17 protein-coding genes are annotated in these 18678 nt (G+C 57.9%); 2 read left to right on the forward strand and 15 right to left on the reverse strand.

Annotated elements, in window-relative coordinates; translation table 11 throughout:
• Positions 1 to 119: 119 nt before the first annotated feature.
• The 14 genes from nuoF to RHM68_RS10090 all read right to left on the reverse strand — a co-directional run bounded on the left by nuoF (position 120) and on the right by RHM68_RS10090 (position 15974).
• Entirely contained in the window at positions 120 to 1475 is a 1356-nt protein-coding gene (gene nuoF / locus RHM68_RS10025) for an NADH-quinone oxidoreductase subunit NuoF (protein ID WP_322222456.1), read from the reverse strand.
• The gene (nuoE, locus tag RHM68_RS10030) at positions 1472 to 1969 is read right to left on the reverse strand and encodes an NADH-quinone oxidoreductase subunit NuoE (protein WP_201204588.1); all 498 of its coding nucleotides are present in this window, start codon (positions 1967 to 1969) and stop codon (positions 1472 to 1474) included. Before nuoE ends, nuoF begins: the two co-directional genes overlap by 4 nt.
• A gap of 2 nt (positions 1970 to 1971) precedes the next feature.
• The gene (gene nuoC / locus RHM68_RS10035; protein ID WP_322222459.1) at positions 1972 to 3756 is read right to left on the reverse strand and encodes an NADH-quinone oxidoreductase subunit C/D; all 1785 of its coding nucleotides are present in this window, start codon (positions 3754 to 3756) and stop codon (positions 1972 to 1974) included.
• Between the two features lie 72 nt (positions 3757 to 3828).
• Positions 3829 to 4503, reverse strand: coding sequence for a NuoB/complex I 20 kDa subunit family protein (locus RHM68_RS10040; RefSeq protein WP_150766759.1), 675 nt, complete (start codon positions 4501 to 4503; stop codon positions 3829 to 3831).
• A 10-nt stretch (positions 4504 to 4513) separates the two neighbouring features.
• Positions 4514 to 4927, reverse strand: a complete 414-nt coding sequence (locus RHM68_RS10045; RefSeq protein WP_003223812.1) for an NADH-quinone oxidoreductase subunit A — start codon at positions 4925 to 4927, stop codon at positions 4514 to 4516.
• A gap of 560 nt (positions 4928 to 5487) precedes the next feature.
• On the reverse strand, positions 5488 to 6813 hold the full coding sequence (aceA, locus tag RHM68_RS10050) for an isocitrate lyase (RefSeq protein WP_322222465.1): 1326 nt from the start codon (positions 6811 to 6813) through the stop codon (positions 5488 to 5490).
• 500 nt (positions 6814 to 7313) lie between these two features.
• Entirely contained in the window at positions 7314 to 8075 is a 762-nt protein-coding gene (locus RHM68_RS10055) for a secretin N-terminal domain-containing protein (protein WP_322222467.1), read from the reverse strand.
• Positions 8076 to 8220: 145 nt separating this feature from the next.
• On the reverse strand, positions 8221 to 8649 hold the full coding sequence (locus RHM68_RS10060; protein ID WP_322222469.1) for a GNAT family N-acetyltransferase: 429 nt from the start codon (positions 8647 to 8649) through the stop codon (positions 8221 to 8223).
• Entirely contained in the window at positions 8642 to 9811 is a 1170-nt protein-coding gene (locus RHM68_RS10065) for a cupin domain-containing protein (protein ID WP_322222471.1), read from the reverse strand. The genes RHM68_RS10060 and RHM68_RS10065 overlap by 8 nt, the downstream gene beginning before the upstream one ends.
• An 86-nt stretch (positions 9812 to 9897) precedes the next feature.
• Positions 9898 to 11268, reverse strand: a complete 1371-nt coding sequence (gene purB / locus RHM68_RS10070) for an adenylosuccinate lyase (protein ID WP_322222473.1) — start codon at positions 11266 to 11268, stop codon at positions 9898 to 9900.
• A gap of 125 nt (positions 11269 to 11393) precedes the next feature.
• On the reverse strand, positions 11394 to 12017 hold the full coding sequence (gene hflD, locus RHM68_RS10075) for a high frequency lysogenization protein HflD (protein ID WP_322222475.1): 624 nt from the start codon (positions 12015 to 12017) through the stop codon (positions 11394 to 11396).
• Positions 12014 to 13159, reverse strand: coding sequence for a tRNA 2-thiouridine(34) synthase MnmA (gene mnmA, locus RHM68_RS10080; protein ID WP_322222477.1), 1146 nt, complete (start codon positions 13157 to 13159; stop codon positions 12014 to 12016). The genes hflD and mnmA overlap by 4 nt, the downstream gene beginning before the upstream one ends.
• Positions 13160 to 13218: 59 nt before the next feature.
• Positions 13219 to 13665: an NUDIX hydrolase gene (locus RHM68_RS10085; RefSeq protein WP_322222479.1), complete on the reverse strand. Its 447-nt coding sequence runs from the start codon at positions 13663 to 13665 to the stop codon at positions 13219 to 13221.
• An 83-nt stretch (positions 13666 to 13748) separates the two neighbouring features.
• Positions 13749 to 15974, reverse strand: a complete 2226-nt coding sequence (locus tag RHM68_RS10090; RefSeq protein ID WP_322222481.1) for an NADP-dependent isocitrate dehydrogenase — start codon at positions 15972 to 15974, stop codon at positions 13749 to 13751.
• Between the two features lie 493 nt (positions 15975 to 16467).
• Between RHM68_RS10090 and icd the strand changes: the two genes are divergently transcribed.
• Positions 16468 to 17724 carry an NADP-dependent isocitrate dehydrogenase gene (gene icd, locus RHM68_RS10095; protein ID WP_322222483.1) on the forward strand — a complete coding sequence of 419 codons (1257 nt, stop codon included), beginning with the start codon at positions 16468 to 16470 and terminating at the stop codon, positions 17722 to 17724.
• Between the two features lie 76 nt (positions 17725 to 17800).
• Here icd and cspD read toward each other — a convergent pair whose 3' ends face one another.
• On the reverse strand, positions 17801 to 18058 hold the full coding sequence (gene cspD / locus RHM68_RS10100) for a cold shock domain-containing protein CspD (RefSeq protein WP_322222485.1): 258 nt from the start codon (positions 18056 to 18058) through the stop codon (positions 17801 to 17803).
• Between the two features lie 225 nt (positions 18059 to 18283).
• On the opposite strand from cspD, the gene clpS reads away from it, so the two are divergent.
• Complete coding sequence (gene clpS / locus RHM68_RS10105) at positions 18284 to 18667, forward strand: ATP-dependent Clp protease adapter ClpS (protein WP_322222487.1); 384 nt, start codon at positions 18284 to 18286, stop codon at positions 18665 to 18667.
• Positions 18668 to 18678: the final 11 nt, after the last annotated feature.

The raw sequence follows: 18678 nt of genomic DNA on the forward strand, positions 1-18678 counted from the left end.
TGGCCCGGTGTCAGCGGGCGTGGCTAATGGAATCTTGTTATTCGTTCGAATCCAAACAGCCCGGAAAAGGCGTCATCGAACGAAAGGCGAAGGGCACGGACCCTTCGCCTTTTTAAGCGTTAAGCGCCGACTACGATCGGCCTTGCCAGAGGCGGGACGGCGGCGCTGGTGGGCGCGATGCCGGCTTCGAACTCTGGACGGAAATATTTGATTGCGCTGCCCAATGGCTCCACGGCGCCCGGTGCGTGAGCACAGAAGGTCTTGCCAGGGCCGAGGAAACCGACCAGACCCAGCAGGGTCTCGATATCGCCGGCTTGCCCTTCACCGTTCTCGATGGCGCGCAGCAGCTTGACGCTCCACGGCAAACCGTCACGGCATGGGGTGCAGAAACCACACGACTCGCGCGAGAAGAACTCTTCCATGTTGCGCAGCAGCGACACCATGTTCACGCTGTCGTCCACCGCCATGGCCAGGCCGGTACCCATCCGGGTGCCCACTTTAGCGATGCCGCCGGCGTACATTTGTGCGTCCAGGTGCTCCGGCAACAGGAAACCGGTGCCCGCGCCGCCAGGCTGCCAGCACTTGAGCGTGTAACCGTCGCGCATGCCGCCGGCGTAGTCTTCGAACAACTCGCGAGCCGGCACGCCGAATGGCAGTTCCCACAGGCCAGGATTCTTGACCTTACCGGAGAAACCCATGAGCTTGGTGCCCATGTCTTCGCTGCCTTCGCGGGCCAACGATTTGTACCAGTCCACGCCGTCGGCAATGATCGCCGGGACGTTGCACAAGGTTTCAACGTTGTTCACGCAGGTCGGTTTGCCCCACACGCCAACGGCGGCAGGGAAGGGCGGCTTGGAGCGCGGGTTGGCGCGGCGGCCTTCGAGGGAGTTGATCAGTGCGGTTTCTTCACCGCAGATGTAACGCCCGGCGCCGGTGTGGACAAACAGCTCGAAATCGAAGCCGCTGCCCAGAATGTTCTTGCCCAGCAGGCCGGCTGCCTTGGCTTCTTCCACGGCACGGTTCAGGTGCTTGGCGGCGGTGGTGTATTCGCCACGCAGGAAGATGTAGCCCCGGTAGGTTTTCAGTGCGCGCGCACTGATCAGCATGCCTTCGATCAGCAGATGGGGCAGTTGCTCCATCAGCATGCGGTCTTTCCAGGTGTTCGGTTCCATCTCGTCCGCGTTGCACAGCAGGTAGCGGATGTTGATGGATTCGTCTTTGGGCATCAGGCCCCACTTAACACCCGTGGGGAAGCCTGCACCGCCGCGACCTTTGAGGCCGGCGTCTTTGACGGTCTGGACAATGTCGTCCGTGGCCATGTCGGCGAAGGCTTTGCGCGCAGCAGCGTAACCGTTCTTGGCCTGATATTCGTCGAGCCATACAGCCTCGCCGTCGTCACGCAAACGCCACGTCAGCGGATGAGTCTCTGCGACACGCTTGATGCGGTTGGCAGGACCGAAGGAAGTCAGGGTCATACGTAGCCCTCGAGCAATTTGGCGACGCCAGCAGGCTGCACATCACCGAACGTGTCGTCGTCGATCATCAACGCCGGCGCCTTGTCGCAGTTGCCGAGGCAGCAGACCGGCAGCAGCGTGAAACGACCGTCGGCGGTGGTTTGACCCAGGCCGATGCCGAGCTTGCTCTGGATTTCGCTGACCACCGACTCATGGCCACCGATGTAGCAGACCATGCTGTCGCAGACGCGAATGATGTGGCGGCCGACCGGCTGACGAAAAATCTGGCTATAGAAAGTAGCCACGCCTTCTACGTCGCTGGCCGGGATGCCCAGCATCTCGCCGATAGCGTAGAGCGCGCCGTCAGGCACCCAGCCGCGCTCCTTCTGGACGATCTTCAGGGCCTCGATCGACGCCGCGCGCGGGTCTTCGTAGTGATGCAGCTCGTGCTCGATGGCCGAGCGCTCGGTTTCGCTCAAGGCGAAACGGTCTGTCTGGATAAGCGTGCTGTTCATGCTTAGCGGTCCACGTCGGCCATAACGAAATCGATACTACCCAGGTACGCAATCAAGTCCGCGACCATCTCGCCTTTGATCACCGAAGGGATCTGCTGCAAGTGCGGGAAGCTTGGGGTGCGAATCCGGGTGCGGTAGCTCATGGTGCCGCCATCGCTCGTCAGGTAATAACTGTTGATGCCCTTGGTCGCTTCAATCATCTGGAAGGATTCGTTGGCCGGCATCACCGGGCCCCACGAAACTTGTAGGAAGTGCGTGATCAGGGTCTCGATGTGTTGCAGCGTGCGTTCTTTCGGCGGCGGCGTGGTCAGCGGGTGATCCGCTTTGTACGGGCCTTCTGGCATGTTGCGCATGCACTGTTCGATGATCTTCAGGCTCTGGCGCATTTCTTCGACACGCACGATGCAACGGTCGTAGGCATCGCCATTGGCCGCCAGCGGCACTTCGAATTCGAAGTTCTCGTAGCCCGAGTATGGACGCGCTTTACGCAGGTCGAAGTCGCAACCGGTCGAACGCAGACCAGCACCGGTGACGCCCCATTCCAGGGCTTCTTTGGTGTTGTAGGCAGCGACGCCGATGGTCCGGCCTTTGAGGATGCTGTTGTCCAGTGCAGCTTTCTGGTATTCGTCCAGACGCTTTGGCATCCACTCGACGAAGTCTTTCACCAGTTTTTCCCAGCCGCGTGGCAGGTCGTGCGCGACGCCGCCGATGCGGTACCAGGCCGGATGCAGACGGAAACCGGTGATGGCTTCGATCACCGTGTATGCCTTCTGGCGGTCGGTGAAGGTGAAGAACACCGGAGTCATCGCGCCGACGTCCTGGATGTAAGTCCCCAGGAACAACAGGTGGCTGGTGATCCGGAAGAACTCGGCCATCATGATGCGGATGACGTCGACCTTTTCGGGCACCTTGATGCCGGCCAGCTTCTCGACCGAGAGCACGTAAGGCAGGTTGTTCATCACGCCGCCGAGGTAGTCGATACGGTCGGTGTACGGGATGAAACTGTGCCAGGACTGACGCTCGGCCATTTTCTCGGCACCACGGTGGTGGTAACCAACGTCCGGCACGCAGTCGACGATCTCTTCACCGTCCAGTTGCAGGATGATGCGGAACGCACCGTGCGCGGAAGGGTGGTTGGGACCGAGGTTGAGGAACATGTAGTCCTCGTTCGAACCGGAGCGCTTCATGCCCCAGTCTTCAGGCTTGAAGCGCGCGGCTTCTTCCTCAAGCTGTTGTTTGGCCAGAGTCAGGGTAAACGGGTCGAACTCGGTGGCACGCGCAGGGAAGTCCTTGCGCAGCGGGTGACCTTCCCAGGTCGGCGGCATCATGATGCGGGTCAGGTGCGGGTGACCTTTGAAGTCGATCCCGTACATGTCCCAGACTTCACGCTCGTACCAGTTGGCGTTCGGCCAGATCCCGGTAACGGTCGGCACGCTGAGGTCGCTCTCGGACAAGGCGACCTTGATCATCACGTCACTGTTACGCTCGAGCGACATCAAGTGATAGAACACAGTGAAGTCGGCGCCACTTGGCAGCCCTTGACGCTTGGTACGCAGACGCTCGTCCACGCCGTGCAGGTCATAAAGCATGACATACGGCTTGGGCAGGTTGCGCAGGAAGGTCAGGACTTCAACGAGTTTGGCGCGGGCAACCCAAAGCACCGGCATGCCGGTGCGGGTAGGCTGGGCGGTGAACGCCTCAGGGCCAAAACGGTTGTTCAGTTCGACGACCACATCCTGGTCGTCTGCCTTGTAAGGCGGGATGTACAGAGCACTGCCTGTAGTCATGGTTATTTATCGCTTTCGGTCAACGTAAAGAATGAAGCCAGCGTCTCGTTCTATAAAAGAAGCAGATCTGGATCAGACTTCGTCGGGGCTGCGCAGGTTGGTGACTGCGATTCGCTGTTCGCGGCGCGCATCCTTTTGCGAAGGCATCTCGGCGCGGTACACGCCTTGATCGCCGACGACCCAGGAAAGCGGACGACGCTCCTGTCCAATCGACTCTTGCAAGAGCATTAAGCCTTGCAGAAAAGCTTCAGGACGGGGCGGGCAGCCAGGCACGTAGACGTCCACGGGCAGGAACTTGTCCACCCCTTGAACGACGGAGTAGATGTCGTACATGCCACCGGAGTTGGCGCACGAACCCATGGAGATAACCCACTTAGGTTCGAGCATTTGCTCGTACAGACGCTGAATGATCGGCGCCATCTTGATGAAGCAGGTACCGGCGATAACCATGAAATCCGCCTGACGCGGCGATGCCCGGATCACTTCGGCGCCAAAGCGCGCGATGTCGTGGGGCGCCGTGAAGGCGGTGGTCATTTCCACGTAGCAGCACGAAAGACCGAAGTTATACGGCCACAGGGAGTTCTTGCGCCCCCAGTTGATCGTGCCGTTAAGCACGTCTTCGAGCTTGCCCATGAAAATATTTTTGTGAACTTGATCTTCTAACGGATCGGAAACGGTTTCCCGCTCGCCAATCGGATACTGCTCGTTAGGAGCATCGGGGTCGATCCTGGTGAGATTGTATTGCATTGCCAAAGCCTCATTGTTTCAGCTTCGCCTGCCGCTTGCGACGAGCTTCCGGAGCCCAGTCAAGGGCGCCCACTCGGAACAGGTAGACAAGACCTGCCAACAGAATTGCTATGAAAACGAGAGCTTCGACGAATCCGGTCCAGCCGCTTTCGCGAACGGACACAGACCATGCAAAGAGAAAAAGGGCTTCGATATCGAAGATCACGAAGAGCATCGCGACCAGATAGAATTTGGCCGAAAGCCGCAAGCGGGCGCCACCTGTGGGTAGCATGCCGGACTCGAACGGTTCGTTTTTGCTGCGGCCCCAAGCTTTTGACCCGAGGAGGCTGGAGACGCCGAGCATGAAGGCACAGAGGCCGACGACGCCCAGAAGGAAAATGGCAAAGCCCCAGTTGTGGGCCATGAGTCCTGTCGCTTCGGGCATGCTGGTAATCCTTAACAGAGAGCAAAGGTCTCTGAGCTTGAAAAGAAATAAGGCAGTGACGATATGTCGCAGCAATCAACCGCGGTGATTTTATGGCTAAACACTGTGCAAGTAAAATTCCTATAGCGAAATTATTTATTGGAATAAGGACATAGCGCTCCTCCAAAGACCTGCAGCCCATGTGTTGCGGGCATTAGCCGGCATTTCATCAATTATGTTTTGTGGGGAATGTAACGAACATAGTTGTCGCTAAATGATAATCAATACTGTTTGCGATGATTTTTAAACTGTTTAACGGGTGGGTGACCAAGAAGTTGTCTTATATGGCCGTTACTGCAAGTAGCAGTCGAGGTCGTTTTAGCCGAGTTTTCTGATGCTAATACTGCTCTGGATCAATATTTTTTGCACAATCGGGAAATTCGATGCGTTCCTGCAGGTTTTGCAGCGACTGCTGAATTGTGGGCAAAAAAACGCCCCGAACCAGTCGGGGCGTCAGATGGGCGGCTTTGCGGTTAGCTTTCTAATCGGTCCGCAAAGGCCGTTTGCTCAGGTGAAGCAGATCAGTGGAACTGTTCTTCTTCAGTCGAACCGGTCAGCGCGGTCACCGAAGACGAGCCACCTTGAATCACGGTGGTCATGTCGTCGAAGTAGCCGGTGCCCACTTCCTGCTGGTGAGCCACGAAGGTGTAACCCTTGGAGGCATCGGCGAACTCTTGCTCTTGTAGCTTCACGTAGGCAGTCATGTCATTGCGGGCGTAGTCATGCGCCAGGTTGAACATGCTGTGCCACATATTGTGAATGCCGGCCAGGGTGATGAACTGGTGCTTGTAACCCATGGCGGACAGTTCGCGCTGGAACTTGGCGATGGTCGCGTCGTCCAGGTTTTTCTTCCAGTTGAAGGAAGGCGAGCAGTTGTACGACAGCAGTTGGTCCGGGTATTCCTTTTTGATCGCTTCGGCGAAGCGACGAGCCTCGTCCAGATCGGGCTTGGCGGTTTCGCACCAGATCAGGTCGGCGTAAGGGGCGTAGGCCAGTCCGCGAGCAATTGCCTGGTCGAGACCTGCGCGCACTTTGTAGAAACCTTCCTGAGTGCGTTCGCCGGTCACGAATGGCATGTCGTAAGGGTCGCAGTCGGAGGTCAGCAAGTCAGCGGCGTTAGCGTCGGTGCGGGCCAGGATGATGGTCGGTGTACCGGCAACGTCAGCAGCCAGGCGAGCAGCGGTCAGCTTCTGTACAGCTTCCTGAGTAGGAACCAGTACCTTGCCGCCCATGTGGCCGCATTTTTTCACGGAAGCCAGTTGGTCTTCGAAGTGAACGCCGGCGGCGCCTGCTTCGATCATGCTCTTCATCAGTTCGTAAGCGTTCAGAACGCCGCCGAAACCGGCTTCAGCGTCAGCCACGATTGGCGCGAAGTAGTCGATGTAGCCTTCGTCGCCCGGGCCTTTGCCGGCTTTCCACTGGATCTGGTCAGCACGACGGAACGAGTTGTTGATGCGCTTGACCACGGTTGGAACCGAATCCACCGGGTACAGCGACTGGTCTGGGTACATCGATTCGGCAGAGTTGTTGTCCGCGGCAACTTGCCAGCCCGACAGGTAGATCGCCTGGATACCGGCTTTAACTTGCTGTACAGCTTGGCCGCCAGTCAGGGCGCCCATGCAGTTTACGAAATCTTTGTCAGGACGGAAGGAGGGCTTGGCGCCCTGGGTTACCAGGTTCCAGAGCTTCTCGGCGCCCAATTTTGCAAAGGTGTGCTCAGGTTGAACCGAGCCACGCAGGCGGACGACGTCAGCAGCAGAGTAAGCGCGGGTCACGCCTTTCCAGCGCGGGTTTTCAGCCCAATCTTTTTCAAGGGCTGCAATTTGCTGTTCGCGTGTCAGTGCCATGGAGATAAACCTCGTCGCATAGGTCTGGGTTGGAAAATTCCTGCTCCTGCCAACTACGCCTGTCAAATAAGGCGTAAGAGGCTGCTCGCTGACCAGAAGCTTAGGTGGTCAAGTCGGTTTTGGCGGGGAAGGCGACGGGATGAACGATAGGCTCGAGGGGAAGTGAGCAGGTAAGGGCGGACTGGCGAGCGGATTCGGGCATCGTGGGCCTTTATACGAACTTCAGTGTGATGCCGGGTTACCTAGTTACGCTTCCGTCCCTCGGGACAACTTCGTTCCAGTCGACAACCTCGTCAAACACACCTTGTAGGCGGTACAGACACGAATCGGCTCGCGGGATAGGTGCGGGCGGCGACTCGAAGGCCCTTGCCAGGGCCCCTGATTAGCGGGAGCGAGGCCATCATGCCTTCGCTTTTTTGACTCGTCAAACATTTTGTAGTGCTTTTTTTATGGCACTACATCTTTAGTCTAATACGACTAATCAGTCAGTTTTTGGTGCTTTAGTCCAAAGTGTCGACTTTGACCCGCAGGGTCATGTCATCTCGGCCCTGAGTAGAGTAGCTGCGGGTTATACCCTGTTTGTCGGCCTGAGTCTGGCGATTCACACCGGCCAGGGTGATCCACTCTCCGAGTCGCCCCGTGACAGTTGTGTCGGTACTTTGCACATTCACTACATCGGGACGTTCCTGGCTCATGCGGTCACGATTTGTGCTGATCGCCAGGTGGACGATGTCGCCGGTGACGCTTGCGGTCACGTAAAACCCTTGTGTGACGTTGCGATACTGGGTTTGGCTCTGCTGGCGTCCATAGGTGTCGGTCTGCGTGCTGGTGAGCGGCACGCTCTGGCCAATCTGAATCAGTGCTGGAGTGCCTTCGCTGGCCTGGACTTGCTGAATGCCGCCGTCACGGCTGTCAGTGCTGCGGTTGATGATGCGCGTCTGGCTCGGTGCTGAGCCGTTCACTGAATAGCCCTGATCGCCCTGAAAATTATTTTCGTTGGTGTCGACGGTGATCAGCAGACGCTTGGGTGCTGTGTCGAGTTGTGCGAGAAATGTTTTGAGTGCTTCAATTTTTCCGGGCTCGGCGTTGACGATCAGTTGATTGCCGTAGGCGCTGACCTGGCCGTCCTTGCCGATAAAATTCTGTGCTACAGGCAGCAAGTCGGCGCTGGTACGGTAGTTGATGGGCACGATCTCGGTGGCGGCCACGACCGAAAAACTGCAGGCCAGCAGCAGCGTCGTGAGGAGGGTGCGTAGGGACATGTCCGTTATCTCCGCGTTCTAAAGTTTTGATAGTGCCAGTTTGTCGGCTTTGGATGGAGCAAGTTGAATCGTAGACAGCAAAACGCCCCGGCATCCGAGAATGCCGGGGCGTAAACGCTCCCACGCAGAGCGGGGGAACGATCAGCTACTGAGCTGAATGGCGCACCATGTCCACATGCGAAATTCCGGCTTCCAGGAATTCGCTGCTGACCACGGTAAACCCCAGGCGCTCGTAGAACGCCGTGGCTTGCACTTGTGCGCTGAGCATTTGCTGCTTCAACCCACGGTTCTCGGCTTCACCAATCACTGTTTGCATCAGCGCATCGCCGACTTTCAAGCCGCGCCAATCCTTGAGTACCGACACCCGGCCGATGTGACCATCGGACAAAAGGCGCGCAGTACCAATCGGAAAGTCGCCTTCGAAGGCCAGAAAATGCACTGCTGTTGCGTCATCAGCATCCCACTCCAGCTCAGGCGGAACGGATTGCTCGGCGATGAACACGGTCTCACGAATGCGCCGGATCTCGGCGTTGTCCTTTTGCCAGTCTGCGACACGTACGTGAATTTTATTCATCAGCAAACCCCAGGCTTCCTTGCTTGACCAGTTCGCACAGCAGCCCGCGGCCATCTTCGTCGCTCAGCCAGTCGCCGAGGTTGTCGGTGTGCAGGGCGTCGGCGGCGCAGATCATTTTCAGCAATTCGCGCAGTTTGCCTGGAAGGTAACGGCTTTGGCCGCTGGCGAATAGCAGCAGGTCGTCATCGACTTCGGACCAAGCCATGCGTGCGCTCGGATTACGGATCAGTACCGCGCCTTGCTCCAGGCTGGCCAGCAGGTCGTCTTCCTCGACTTCTTCCGGCCCTACCACCAGCTCCGGGTAGCGCGGCTCGGTCATGAACTGGCCGAACCAGGTCAGGAGCAGGCGTTCGTCACTCATGTGCTCGGCCAGCAGGCTTTTCAAGCGATCAAGGGCGTCGTGCTGGATCTGGTGAGGGTCGACCGCCGGAAGCGCGTCAGCGTCGGTGTAACGCTCTTCGTCCGGGAGAAACTGGCTGAGGAAGTCGGTGAAGTGGGTCAGCACTTCAGCGGCGCTCGGGGCGCGGAAGCCGACCGAGTAGGTCATGCATTCGTCGACGGCGACGCCGCAGTGAGCCAGGCGCGGCGGCAGGTAAAGCATGTCGCCCGGTTCCAGAACCCATTCATCGGTGGCTTCAAAGTCGGCCAGGATACGCAGGTCGGCGTGTTGCAGCAGCGGGCTCTCGGAGTTGCACATCTGGCCGATTTTCCAGTTGCGCTGGCCGTGGCCTTGCAGCAGGAACACGTCGTAGTTGTCGAAGTGCGGGCCGACGCTGCCGCCAGGGGCTGCGTAGCTGATCATCACGTCGTCGATGCGCCAGCTCGGCAGGAAGCGGAAGTTTTCCAGTAGTTCACTGACTTCAGGAACGAATTGATCGACCGCTTGAATCAGCAGGGTCCACTCGCGTTCCGGCAGTTTGCTGAATTCATCTTCGGCGAACGGGCCGCGGCGCAGTTCCCAAGGGCGCTCACCGTGCTCGATCACCAGGCGCGATTCGACTTCTTCTTCCAGCGCCAGGCCGGCCAGTTCATCGGCGTCGATCGGGCTTTCGAAATCAGGGATGGCCTGACGGATCAGCAGCGGTTTTTTCTGCCAGTAATCGCGCAGGAATTCGCGTGCCGTGATGCCGCCCAGAAGTTGAAGAGGAATATCAGGATTCATGTGTAACCTATTGAAAAAAATTACTTTTCAGACGGGAATAAAAACGCCCGGCGCTGCCGGGCGTCTCAAAAGGGTCCAGCGGTCGATCAAATGCGTTTGGCTTGCTCTACAGCGTTGCCGATGTAGTTCGCTGGAGTCAGCAGTTTCAGCTCGGCCTTGGCTGCGGCTGGCATGTCCAAGCCGTCGATGAAAGTTTGCAGCGCTTCAGGACTGATGCCCTTGCCACGCGTCAGTTCTTTCAGTTTCTCGTAAGGGTTTTCGATGTTGTAGCGACGCATCACGGTCTGGATTGGCTCAGCCAGGACTTCCCAGCAAGCGTCCAGGTCGGCCGCGATTTTCTGTGCGTTGAGCTCCAGTTTGCTGATGCCTTTGAGGCTGGCTTCGTAAGCAATCACGCTGTGTGCAAAGCCCACGCCGAGGTTGCGCAATACGGTGGAGTCGGTCAGGTCGCGCTGCCAGCGGGAAATCGGCAGTTTGCTCGCCAGGTGCTGGAACAGCGCGTTGGCGATGCCCAGGTTGCCTTCCGAGTTTTCGAAGTCGATCGGATTGACCTTGTGTGGCATGGTCGACGAGCCGATTTCGCCAGCGATGGTGCGCTGTTTGAAATAGCCGAGCGAGATGTAGCCCCAGATGTCACGGTCGAAGTCGATCAGGATCGTATTGAAGCGTGCCATCGCATCGAACAGCTCGGCGATGTAGTCGTGCGGTTCGATTTGCGTGGTGTACGGATTGAAGCCCAGGCCCAGTTCGTCTTCGATGAAGGCGCGGGCGTTTTCTTCCCAGTCGATTTGCGGGTAGGCCGAGATGTGCGCGTTGTAGTTGCCAACCGCGCCATTGATCTTGCCCAGAAGCGGCACGGCAGCAACTTGAGCGATTTGACGCTCCAGGCGGTAAACCACGTTGGCCAGTTCTTTGCCCAGGGTGGTCGGCGATGCCGGTTGACCGTGGGTGCGCGACAGCATTGGCACGTCAGCGAAGCGGATCGCCAGTTCGCGGATCGCTTCGGCAGTCTGGCGCATCAGCGGCAGCATCACGTCGTCACGGCCTTCACGCAGCATCAGTGCGTGGGACAGGTTGTTGATGTCCTCGCTGGTGCAGGCAAAGTGGATGAATTCGCTGACCTTGGCCAGTTCCGGCAGCTTGGCCGCCTGTTCTTTGAGCAGGTACTCAATGGCTTTAACGTCGTGGTTGGTGGTGCGCTCGATCTCTTTGACGCGCTCGGCGTGCTCCAGAGCGAAGTTTTCTGCGAGGGTGTTCAACACCGCGTTGGCTTCGGCGGAGAACGCCGGCACTTCGCTGATGCCAGGGTGAGCGGCCAGGCGTTGGAGCCAGCGTACTTCAACCAGAACGCGAGCACGGATCAGGCCGTATTCGCTGAAAATTGGGCGCAGGGCCTGGGTTTTGCCGGCGTAGCGGCCGTCAACAGGGGAAACCGCAGTGAGCGAAGAAAGCTGCATGGGGTGTTCTCGGACAGTCGGGCAACGAAATGGGGCGCGTATCATACATGAAAAAATTCGCCGGTCCGCTGCCAACTGACCGGCGTATTACGCGTAACACGATGTAAAGGGCCTGTTGATGCGACTTATTCGTTACGCATCAACGGGTAAAGCTCTTTGAGCAACTTGCGACGGCTGATCACTAACTGCCAGCGATGACCGCCCAATTGCCGCCATAGGCGCGCTGAACGAATCCCGGCCAGCAGCAAGGCGCGAATTTTAGACGCGTTGCTCGGTTGTTGCAGGTTGCGCATGTCGCCGTGGACCTGAATCCGTTGGCGCAGGGTGCTTAAGGTGTCTTGGTACAGGGCGCCGCACGCGGCGATGACGTTTTCGTGTGCCGGGCCGAAATGTTCGACCTGGGACTGAATTTGCGGCAACCGCTTGCCGATGGCGTCGAGCATGTCGCCACGCTTGGCCAGTTGACGCTCAAGGCCGAGCATCGCCAGTGCATAGCGCAGCGGTTCGCGTTGAAGAGTGCTGGGGTCGCGCTCCAGGGCGCCAACCAATGCGCGATAGCCTTCGCGCAGGTTGAGGTCATCGCCCCCGTAGACTTCCAGGGTGTCCTTGGGGTCGCGAATCAGCAGGCTGCCGAGCATGCATGTCAGGCCGGCTTCGGAGGTCTGGCCGGTCTTGGCGATCTTGTCGACTAGCACGGCGGCGAGAAACACGCCGCCAAGGGCTGTCAGTTGTTCCTGAGTCGGGCTCATTGCTGCGTGCCTTGAGGGGTGCTTTTGCTCGTCCACGGCTGCGCAATTTCAATCACGCCACCGCCGAGGCAGATTTCACCGTCGTAGAACACCACGGACTGGCCAGGGGTGACTGCGCGTTGCGGGTCATCGAAGGTGGCACGGTAGCCGTTGGCGGTCTTTTCAAGGGTGCAGGGTTGGTCGCCTTGGCGATAACGAACCTTGGCGGTCAGCTTGCGCGGCTCGCTCAAGTCGATCGGGTTGACCCAGTAGATGTCAGAGGCGAGCAGGGCGCGGGAAAACAGATACGGGTGATCATTGCCCTGGCCAACGATCAGTTCGTTGTGTTCCAGGTCTTTGATCAGTACGTACCATGGTTCGTCACCGGCGTCTTTCAAACCGCCGATGCCCAGGCCCTGACGCTGACCGATGGTGTGGTACATCAAACCATGGTGGCGACCGATGACTTCGCCTTCGGTGGTTTTTATCTCGCCCGGTTGGGCGGGCAGGTATTGCTTGAGAAAGTCGCTGAAGCGGCGTTCACCGATGAAGCAGATCCCGGTCGAATCTTTTTTCTTGGCGGTGGCCAGTTCGTGTTTCTCGGCGATTGCGCGGACTTCGGGTTTTTCCAGCTCGCCGACCGGGAACAGCGTCTTGGCGATCTGTTCTGCGCCGACGGCGTGCAGGAAGTAGCTCTGGTCCTTGTTCGGGTCCAGGCCCTTGAGCAGCTCGGTACGGCCATCGATGTCGCGGCGGCGCACATAGTGTCCGGTGGCGATCAGGTCGGCGCCGAGGATCATGGCGTAGTCGAGGAACGCTTTGAACTTGATCTCGCGGTTACACAGGATGTCCGGGTTCGGCGTGCGACCGGCCTTGTATTCAGCCAGGAAGTGCTCGAACACGTTATCCCAGTATTCGGCAGCGAAGTTGGCGGTGTGTAACTTGATGCCAATCTTGTCGCACACGGCCTGGGCGTCCGCCAGGTCATCCATCGCGGTGCAGTATTCCGTTCCATCGTCTTCTTCCCAGTTCTTCATGAACAGGCCTTCCACCTCGTAACCCTGCTCGAGCAGCAGGAGAGCGGAAACGGAAGAGTCCACGCCGCCGGACATGCCGACAATGACGCGCTTCTTTTGTGTGTCAGAAGGGGCTGGATCACGCATAGGGATTCAACGAGTGTCTTGAAAAAGGACGCGATTCTAGCAGGCCCCGGCCCGCAAGGCTAAAGAGAAGGGCGGATCAGTTCGAGACCGAAGTGATTGCCGCCCAGATAATCGTCGATGCAGCGGATGATCAGCTCGCTGCGCCAGTCCTCGCGCAGGGCCATCAGCTCGTCGCGTGTCAGCCAGCGGGCGCACAGGATGCCGTCGTCCAGTTGATAGTCCGGGCGGTGTTTCACGGCCCTGGCGGTGAAGCACACGCGCTGGTAGGTCACGCCGTTGCTCGGTGCGGTGTAGAGGTAGATGCCCACCACGCCCGTGGGCTCAACGTCCCAGCCAGTTTCTTCGAGGGTTTCGCGCACGGCGGCATCGATCAGGGTTTCGTTCGGGTCGAGGTGCCCGGCGGGCTGGTTAAGCACGGCGCGGCCGCCCTTAAGCTCTTCGACCATCAGAAAGCGGCCGTTGTCTTCGACGATAGTGGCGACGGTGATGTGGGGTTGCCAGGTCATGCTTTGTCCTCTGGTGTTTTTGATCTTGGGTGCAAACACAAACCCCGGCACGGGGCCGGGGCTTGTGATGTTCCCTTACAACCTTAAACCAGCGCAGCAATCGCCGCGTTGAAGGTGTTGCTTGGGCGCATGGCCTTGCTGATCAGCTCGGCATTGGCGTGGTAGTAACCGCCGATGTCCACTGGCTTGCCCTGAACGGCATTGAGCTCAGCGACGATGGTCGCTTCGTTCTCGGCCAGGGTCTTGGCCAGTTGACCGAATTGCGCTTGCAGCGCGGTGTCTTCGGTCTGGGCGGCCAGGGCCTGAGCCCAGTACAGCGCCAGGTAGAAGTGGCTGCCGCGGTTGTCGATGTTGCCGACTTTGCGCGATGGCGACTTATTATTGTCCAGGAACTGGCCAGTGGCCTGGTCCAGAGTCTTGGCCAATACCAGCGCTTTAGGGTTGTTGTAGGTCACACCCAGATGCTCAAGGGAAGCGGCCAGGGCCAGGAACTCGCCCAGGGAGTCCCAGCGCAGGAAGTTCTCTTCCAGCAGCTGTTGAACGTGCTTCGGTGCCGAACCGCCAGCGCCGGTTTCGAACAGGCCGCCGCCATTCATCAGTGGAACGATCGACAGCATCTTGGCGCTGGTGCCCAGTTCCATGATCGGGAACAGGTCAGTCAGGTAGTCGCGCAATACGTTGCCAGTCACCGAGATGGTGTCTTTGCCTTCGCGAGTGCGGCCCAGGGTGAAGGCCATTGCGTCGACGGGCGACATGATGCGGATGTCCAGGCCGGAAGTGTCGTGGTCCTTCAGGTAAGTCTGGACTTTCTCGATCACTACGCCGTCATGGGCACGCATTGGGTCCAGCCAGAAAATCGCCGGGGTCGCACTTGCGCGAGCACGGTTAACGGCCAGTTTGACCCAATCCTGGATCGGCGCGTCTTTGGTCTGGCACATGCGGAAGATGTCACCGGCTTCCACGGTTTGTTCCAACAAGGTCCGGCCAGCGCTGTCGCACACCCGAACCACGCCGTCAGTCTTGATCTGGAACGTCTTGTCGTGGGAGCCGTATTCTTCGGCTTTTTTCGCCATCAGGCCAACGTTTGGCACACTGCCCATCGTGGTAGGGTCGAAAGCACCGTGCAGCTTGCAGTCTTCGATCACCGCTTGGTAGATCGTGGCGTAGCAGCGATCAGGGATCACGGCCTTGGTGTCGTGCAACTGACCGTCAGTGCCCCACATTTTGCCGGAGTCGCGGATCATCGCCGGCATCGAGGCGTCGACGATCACGTCGCTCGGCACGTGCAGGTTGGTAATGCCTTTGTCCGAGTTGACCATGGCCAACGATGGGCGAGCTGCATAGACCGCCTGCATGTCCGCTTCGATCTGCGCTTGCTGCTCGGCAGGCAAAGCTTTGATGCGGGCGTACAGGTCGCCGATGCCGTTGTTCAGGTTGAAGCCGATCTGCGCCAGAACGTCAGCATGCTTGGCCAGTGCATCTTTATAGAACTCGGCAACAATCTGGCCGAACATGATCGGGTCGGAGACCTTCATCATCGTGGCTTTCAGGTGAACCGACAGCAGCACGCCTTTTTGCTTGGCGTCTTCGATCTCGGCAGCGATGAAGTTGCGCAGAGCGTTTTTGCTCATGACCGCGCAATCGAGGATCTCACCGGCTTGCACGGTGGTTTTTTCTTTCAGGACGGTGGTCGTGCCGTCTTGAGCGATCAGTTCGATTTTAACGGTGTCAGCGGCGTCAATCAGGGCAGCTTTTTCGCTGCCGTAGAAATCGCCAGTGCTCATGTGTGCGACGTGTGACTTGGAGTCTGCTGCCCAGGCGCCCATTTTGTGTGGGTGCTTGCGCGCGTAGTTTTTGACCGACAGCGGCGCGCGGCGATCGGAGTTGCCTTCGCGCAGGACCGGGTTTACGGCGCTGCCCTTGATCTTGTCGTAACGCGATTTGGCGAGCTTGTCGGCGTCGCTGGTCACGGTTTCCGGGTAGTCCGGCAGTGCGAAGCCGTGGTCTTGCAGCTCTTTGATCGCGGCTTGCAGTTGCGGAACCGACGCGCTGATGTTCGGCAGCTTGATGATGTTCGCTTCAGGCGTAACGGCCAGGGCGCCCAGTTCGGCGAGGTGGTCGGCTACGGCTTTGTCACCCAATTGCTCGGGGAAGCTGGCCAAAATACGCCCTGCAAGAGAGATATCGCGGGTTTCAACGGCGATATCAGCGGAGGCGGTGAAGGCCTCTACGATAGGCAACAGTGAATAGGTGGCGAGGGCTGGGGCTTCGTCGGTGAAGGTATAGATGATCTTCGAGCGGGTGGGCATATTCGGATTAACTCTCTCTTCTTTGCTAAAGCGTGCGCAGAAACTCGAGGGGCGCCGGGTAAGCGCGTTCGTTCAAAGTCATCCATGAGCCGAATGTCGAGGTTTCTTTGCGGTGATGTTGGGTGCATCAGTAGAGCGTCAAGCGGTTGAGCTGCGATAACAGCCCGGCTTCAATCTGGCTGAAAGTCTCGTAATAGAGGGCTCGGCCTGTGTGACCCTTCGGTCAGCGGCGGCATTATACATAGGTAGCTGGCAATCTGCCGATGGATCATAGGTGGTGATGCTCGTCCATTGGTCTAAAGGTCGCAGGGGAGTGTGGGGCGTAGAGTCTTGCACCGTGCTTGAGTTTGGCGCTTTTCCCTTTGCTTTCAGGCTTGTAGATCACGAACTGCATCGCTTTGCGGCAGATGGGTGGAACATAGGGTTTGCGCGCCGATTTAACTGGGGTACGCTCGAACGAGGCCAGATGTTTAATCAAACAATGGAGTTCAGCATGGGATACAAGAAGATTCAGGTTCCAGCCGTCGGCGACAAAATCACCGTCAACGCGGACCATTCTCTCAATGTTCCTAACAACCCGATCATCCCCTTTATCGAAGGCGATGGCATCGGTGTTGATATCAGCCCGGTCATGATCAAGGTTGTCGATGCTGCTGTTAAGAAGGCTTACGGCGGCGAGCGCAAAATTTCCTGGATGGAAGTCTATGCCGGGGAAAAAGCGACTCAGGTTTACGATCAGGATACCTGGCTGCCTCAGGAAACCCTGGACGCGGTCAAGGATTACGTGGTTTCCATCAAGGGCCCTCTGACAACTCCGGTCGGCGGTGGTATTCGTTCGTTGAACGTAGCCCTGCGTCAACAACTCGACCTTTATGTCTGCCTGCGTCCGGTACGCTGGTTCGAAGGTGTGCCGAGCCCGGTCAAAAAGCCAGGCGACGTCGACATGACGATCTTTCGCGAGAACTCGGAAGACATCTATGCCGGCATCGAGTGGAAGGCCGGCTCGCCGGAAGCGACCAAAGTCATCAAGTTTCTTAAAGAAGAGATGGGTGTTACCAAGATCCGTTTCGACGAAAACTGCGGCATCGGCATCAAGCCGGTTTCGCTGCAAGGCACCAAACGTCTGGCGCGCAAAGCTCTGCAATACGTGGTCGATAACGACCGTGATTCGCTGACCATCGTGCATAAAGGCAACATCATGAAGTTCACCGAAGGTGCCTTCAAGGAGTGGGCCTACGAAGTAGCGGCTGAAGAGTTCGGTGCGACCCTGCTCGACGGCGGTCCCTGGATGCAGTTCAAGAATCCGAAAACCGGCAAAAACGTCATCGTTAAAGATGCCATCGCCGACGCCATGCTTCAGCAAATCCTGCTGCGTCCGGCCGAATACGATGTAATCGCGACCCTGAACCTCAACGGTGACTACCTCTCCGACGCGCTGGCAGCGGAAGTGGGCGGTATCGGTATTGCACCGGGTGCTAACCTGTCCGACACCATCGCCATGTTCGAGGCGACCCATGGTACGGCGCCGAAGTACGCCGGCAAGGACCAGGTCAATCCGGGTTCCTTGATCCTGTCCGCCGAGATGATGCTGCGTCACATGGGCTGGACCGAAGCGGCTGACCTGATCATCAAAGGCACCAATGGCGCCATTTCGGCCAAGACAGTGACCTACGACTTCCACCGTTTGATGGATGGCGCGACATTGCTGTCGTCTTCGGCGTTCGGCGATGCCCTGATCTCGCACATGTAAGCGAATTCAGGAACAAAAAACCGCCCGACTCAAATGATTGAGTCGGGCGGTTTTTATTTCTGGATGATGAGTTACTTCAGCCCTGCACCGTTTCTTTTTGAATAATGGGCGCGGACTGGTCTTGCAGTGCGTCGGCCGATGCAATGTCGATGGCGTGCAAACCCTTGGGACCTTGAATGATGTTGAAGGTCACAGGTTGTCCGGCTTTGAGGGTTTTATAGCCCTCCATTTTTATCGCGGAGAAATGGGCAAAAAGATCTTCATCTTTGCCATCCTCGATGATGAAGCCATACCCCTTGGCATTGTTGAACCATTTGACCTTGCCGACTGCCATGCTCATATCCCTCTGCAACAGACTCCATCACTGGAGTATCATCCAGTTCATCCGCAGCCAAATCTTGCAAATAAGATTGACTCCACGGACCTTTTTTACCCACTGTGGGCTCTATTGGTTGTAACACCGTTTTCCCGATAGTCAAGGTGACCGGGCAGTCGGAGTTGAAATCCTCCATAGCCGCCCCCACCACTGTATTCGCACAACTGACGAACCTTTCTTTCCATGCATGCAATCAGCCAGATTCGACTAACATTCAATCAGGATCGCCCGGCTCTCCATCAGGATCATTCGGAGACAGACGACGACGATTCCGCAGGCATTGCTGTTCAGGAAGCAAAGCCTGCATTACAGGCGCCGCCGATGTACAAGGTGGTTTTGTTCAATGATGACTACACACCGATGGATTTCGTCGTCGAAGTGCTCGAGGTGTTTTTTAACCTGAATCGCGAGCTGGCGACCAAGGTCATGTTGGCCGTTCACACAGAAGGACGGGCAGTATGTGGAGTGTTTACCCGCGACATCGCCGAGACCAAGGCCATGCAGGTCAACCAGTACGCCAGGGAAAGCCAGCATCCGCTACTCTGTGAAATCGAGAAGGACGGTTAACTCCGACCACT

Source organism: Pseudomonas sp. DC1.2, from assembly GCF_034351645.1.
Classification (GTDB): Bacteria; Pseudomonadota; Gammaproteobacteria; order Pseudomonadales; family Pseudomonadaceae; genus Aquipseudomonas.

What these genes read in the sequence shown, in the direction of transcription:
- cspD (WP_322222485.1), bottom strand. Translation starts at nt 18,058, where the DNA reads ATGGCAGTCGGCAAGGTCAAATGGTTCAACAATGCCAAGGGGTATGGC.
- aceA (WP_322222465.1), bottom strand. Translation starts at nt 6,813, where the DNA reads ATGGCACTGACACGCGAACAGCAAATTGCAGCCCTTGAAAAAGATTGG.
- nuoF (WP_322222456.1), bottom strand. Translation starts at nt 1,475, where the DNA reads ATGACCCTGACTTCCTTCGGTCCTGCCAACCGCATCAAGCGTGTCGCA.
- purB (WP_322222473.1), bottom strand. Translation starts at nt 11,268, where the DNA reads ATGCAGCTTTCTTCGCTCACTGCGGTTTCCCCTGTTGACGGCCGCTAC.
- RHM68_RS10065 (WP_322222471.1), bottom strand. Translation starts at nt 9,811, where the DNA reads ATGAATCCTGATATTCCTCTTCAACTTCTGGGCGGCATCACGGCACGC.
- clpS (WP_322222487.1), top strand. Translation starts at nt 18,284, where the DNA reads ATGCATGCAATCAGCCAGATTCGACTAACATTCAATCAGGATCGCCCG.
- mnmA (WP_322222477.1), bottom strand. Translation starts at nt 13,159, where the DNA reads ATGCGTGATCCAGCCCCTTCTGACACACAAAAGAAGCGCGTCATTGTC.
- RHM68_RS10060 (WP_322222469.1), bottom strand. Translation starts at nt 8,649, where the DNA reads ATGAATAAAATTCACGTACGTGTCGCAGACTGGCAAAAGGACAACGCC.
- RHM68_RS10045 (WP_003223812.1), bottom strand. Translation starts at nt 4,927, where the DNA reads ATGCCCGAAGCGACAGGACTCATGGCCCACAACTGGGGCTTTGCCATT.
- RHM68_RS10090 (WP_322222481.1), bottom strand. Translation starts at nt 15,974, where the DNA reads ATGCCCACCCGCTCGAAGATCATCTATACCTTCACCGACGAAGCCCCA.
- nuoE (WP_201204588.1), bottom strand. Translation starts at nt 1,969, where the DNA reads ATGAACAGCACGCTTATCCAGACAGACCGTTTCGCCTTGAGCGAAACC.
- nuoC (WP_322222459.1), bottom strand. Translation starts at nt 3,756, where the DNA reads ATGACTACAGGCAGTGCTCTGTACATCCCGCCTTACAAGGCAGACGAC.
- RHM68_RS10055 (WP_322222467.1), bottom strand. Translation starts at nt 8,075, where the DNA reads ATGTCCCTACGCACCCTCCTCACGACGCTGCTGCTGGCCTGCAGTTTT.
- hflD (WP_322222475.1), bottom strand. Translation starts at nt 12,017, where the DNA reads ATGAGCCCGACTCAGGAACAACTGACAGCCCTTGGCGGCGTGTTTCTC.
- RHM68_RS10085 (WP_322222479.1), bottom strand. Translation starts at nt 13,665, where the DNA reads ATGACCTGGCAACCCCACATCACCGTCGCCACTATCGTCGAAGACAAC.
- icd (WP_322222483.1), top strand. Translation starts at nt 16,468, where the DNA reads ATGGGATACAAGAAGATTCAGGTTCCAGCCGTCGGCGACAAAATCACC.
- RHM68_RS10040 (WP_150766759.1), bottom strand. Translation starts at nt 4,503, where the DNA reads ATGCAATACAATCTCACCAGGATCGACCCCGATGCTCCTAACGAGCAG.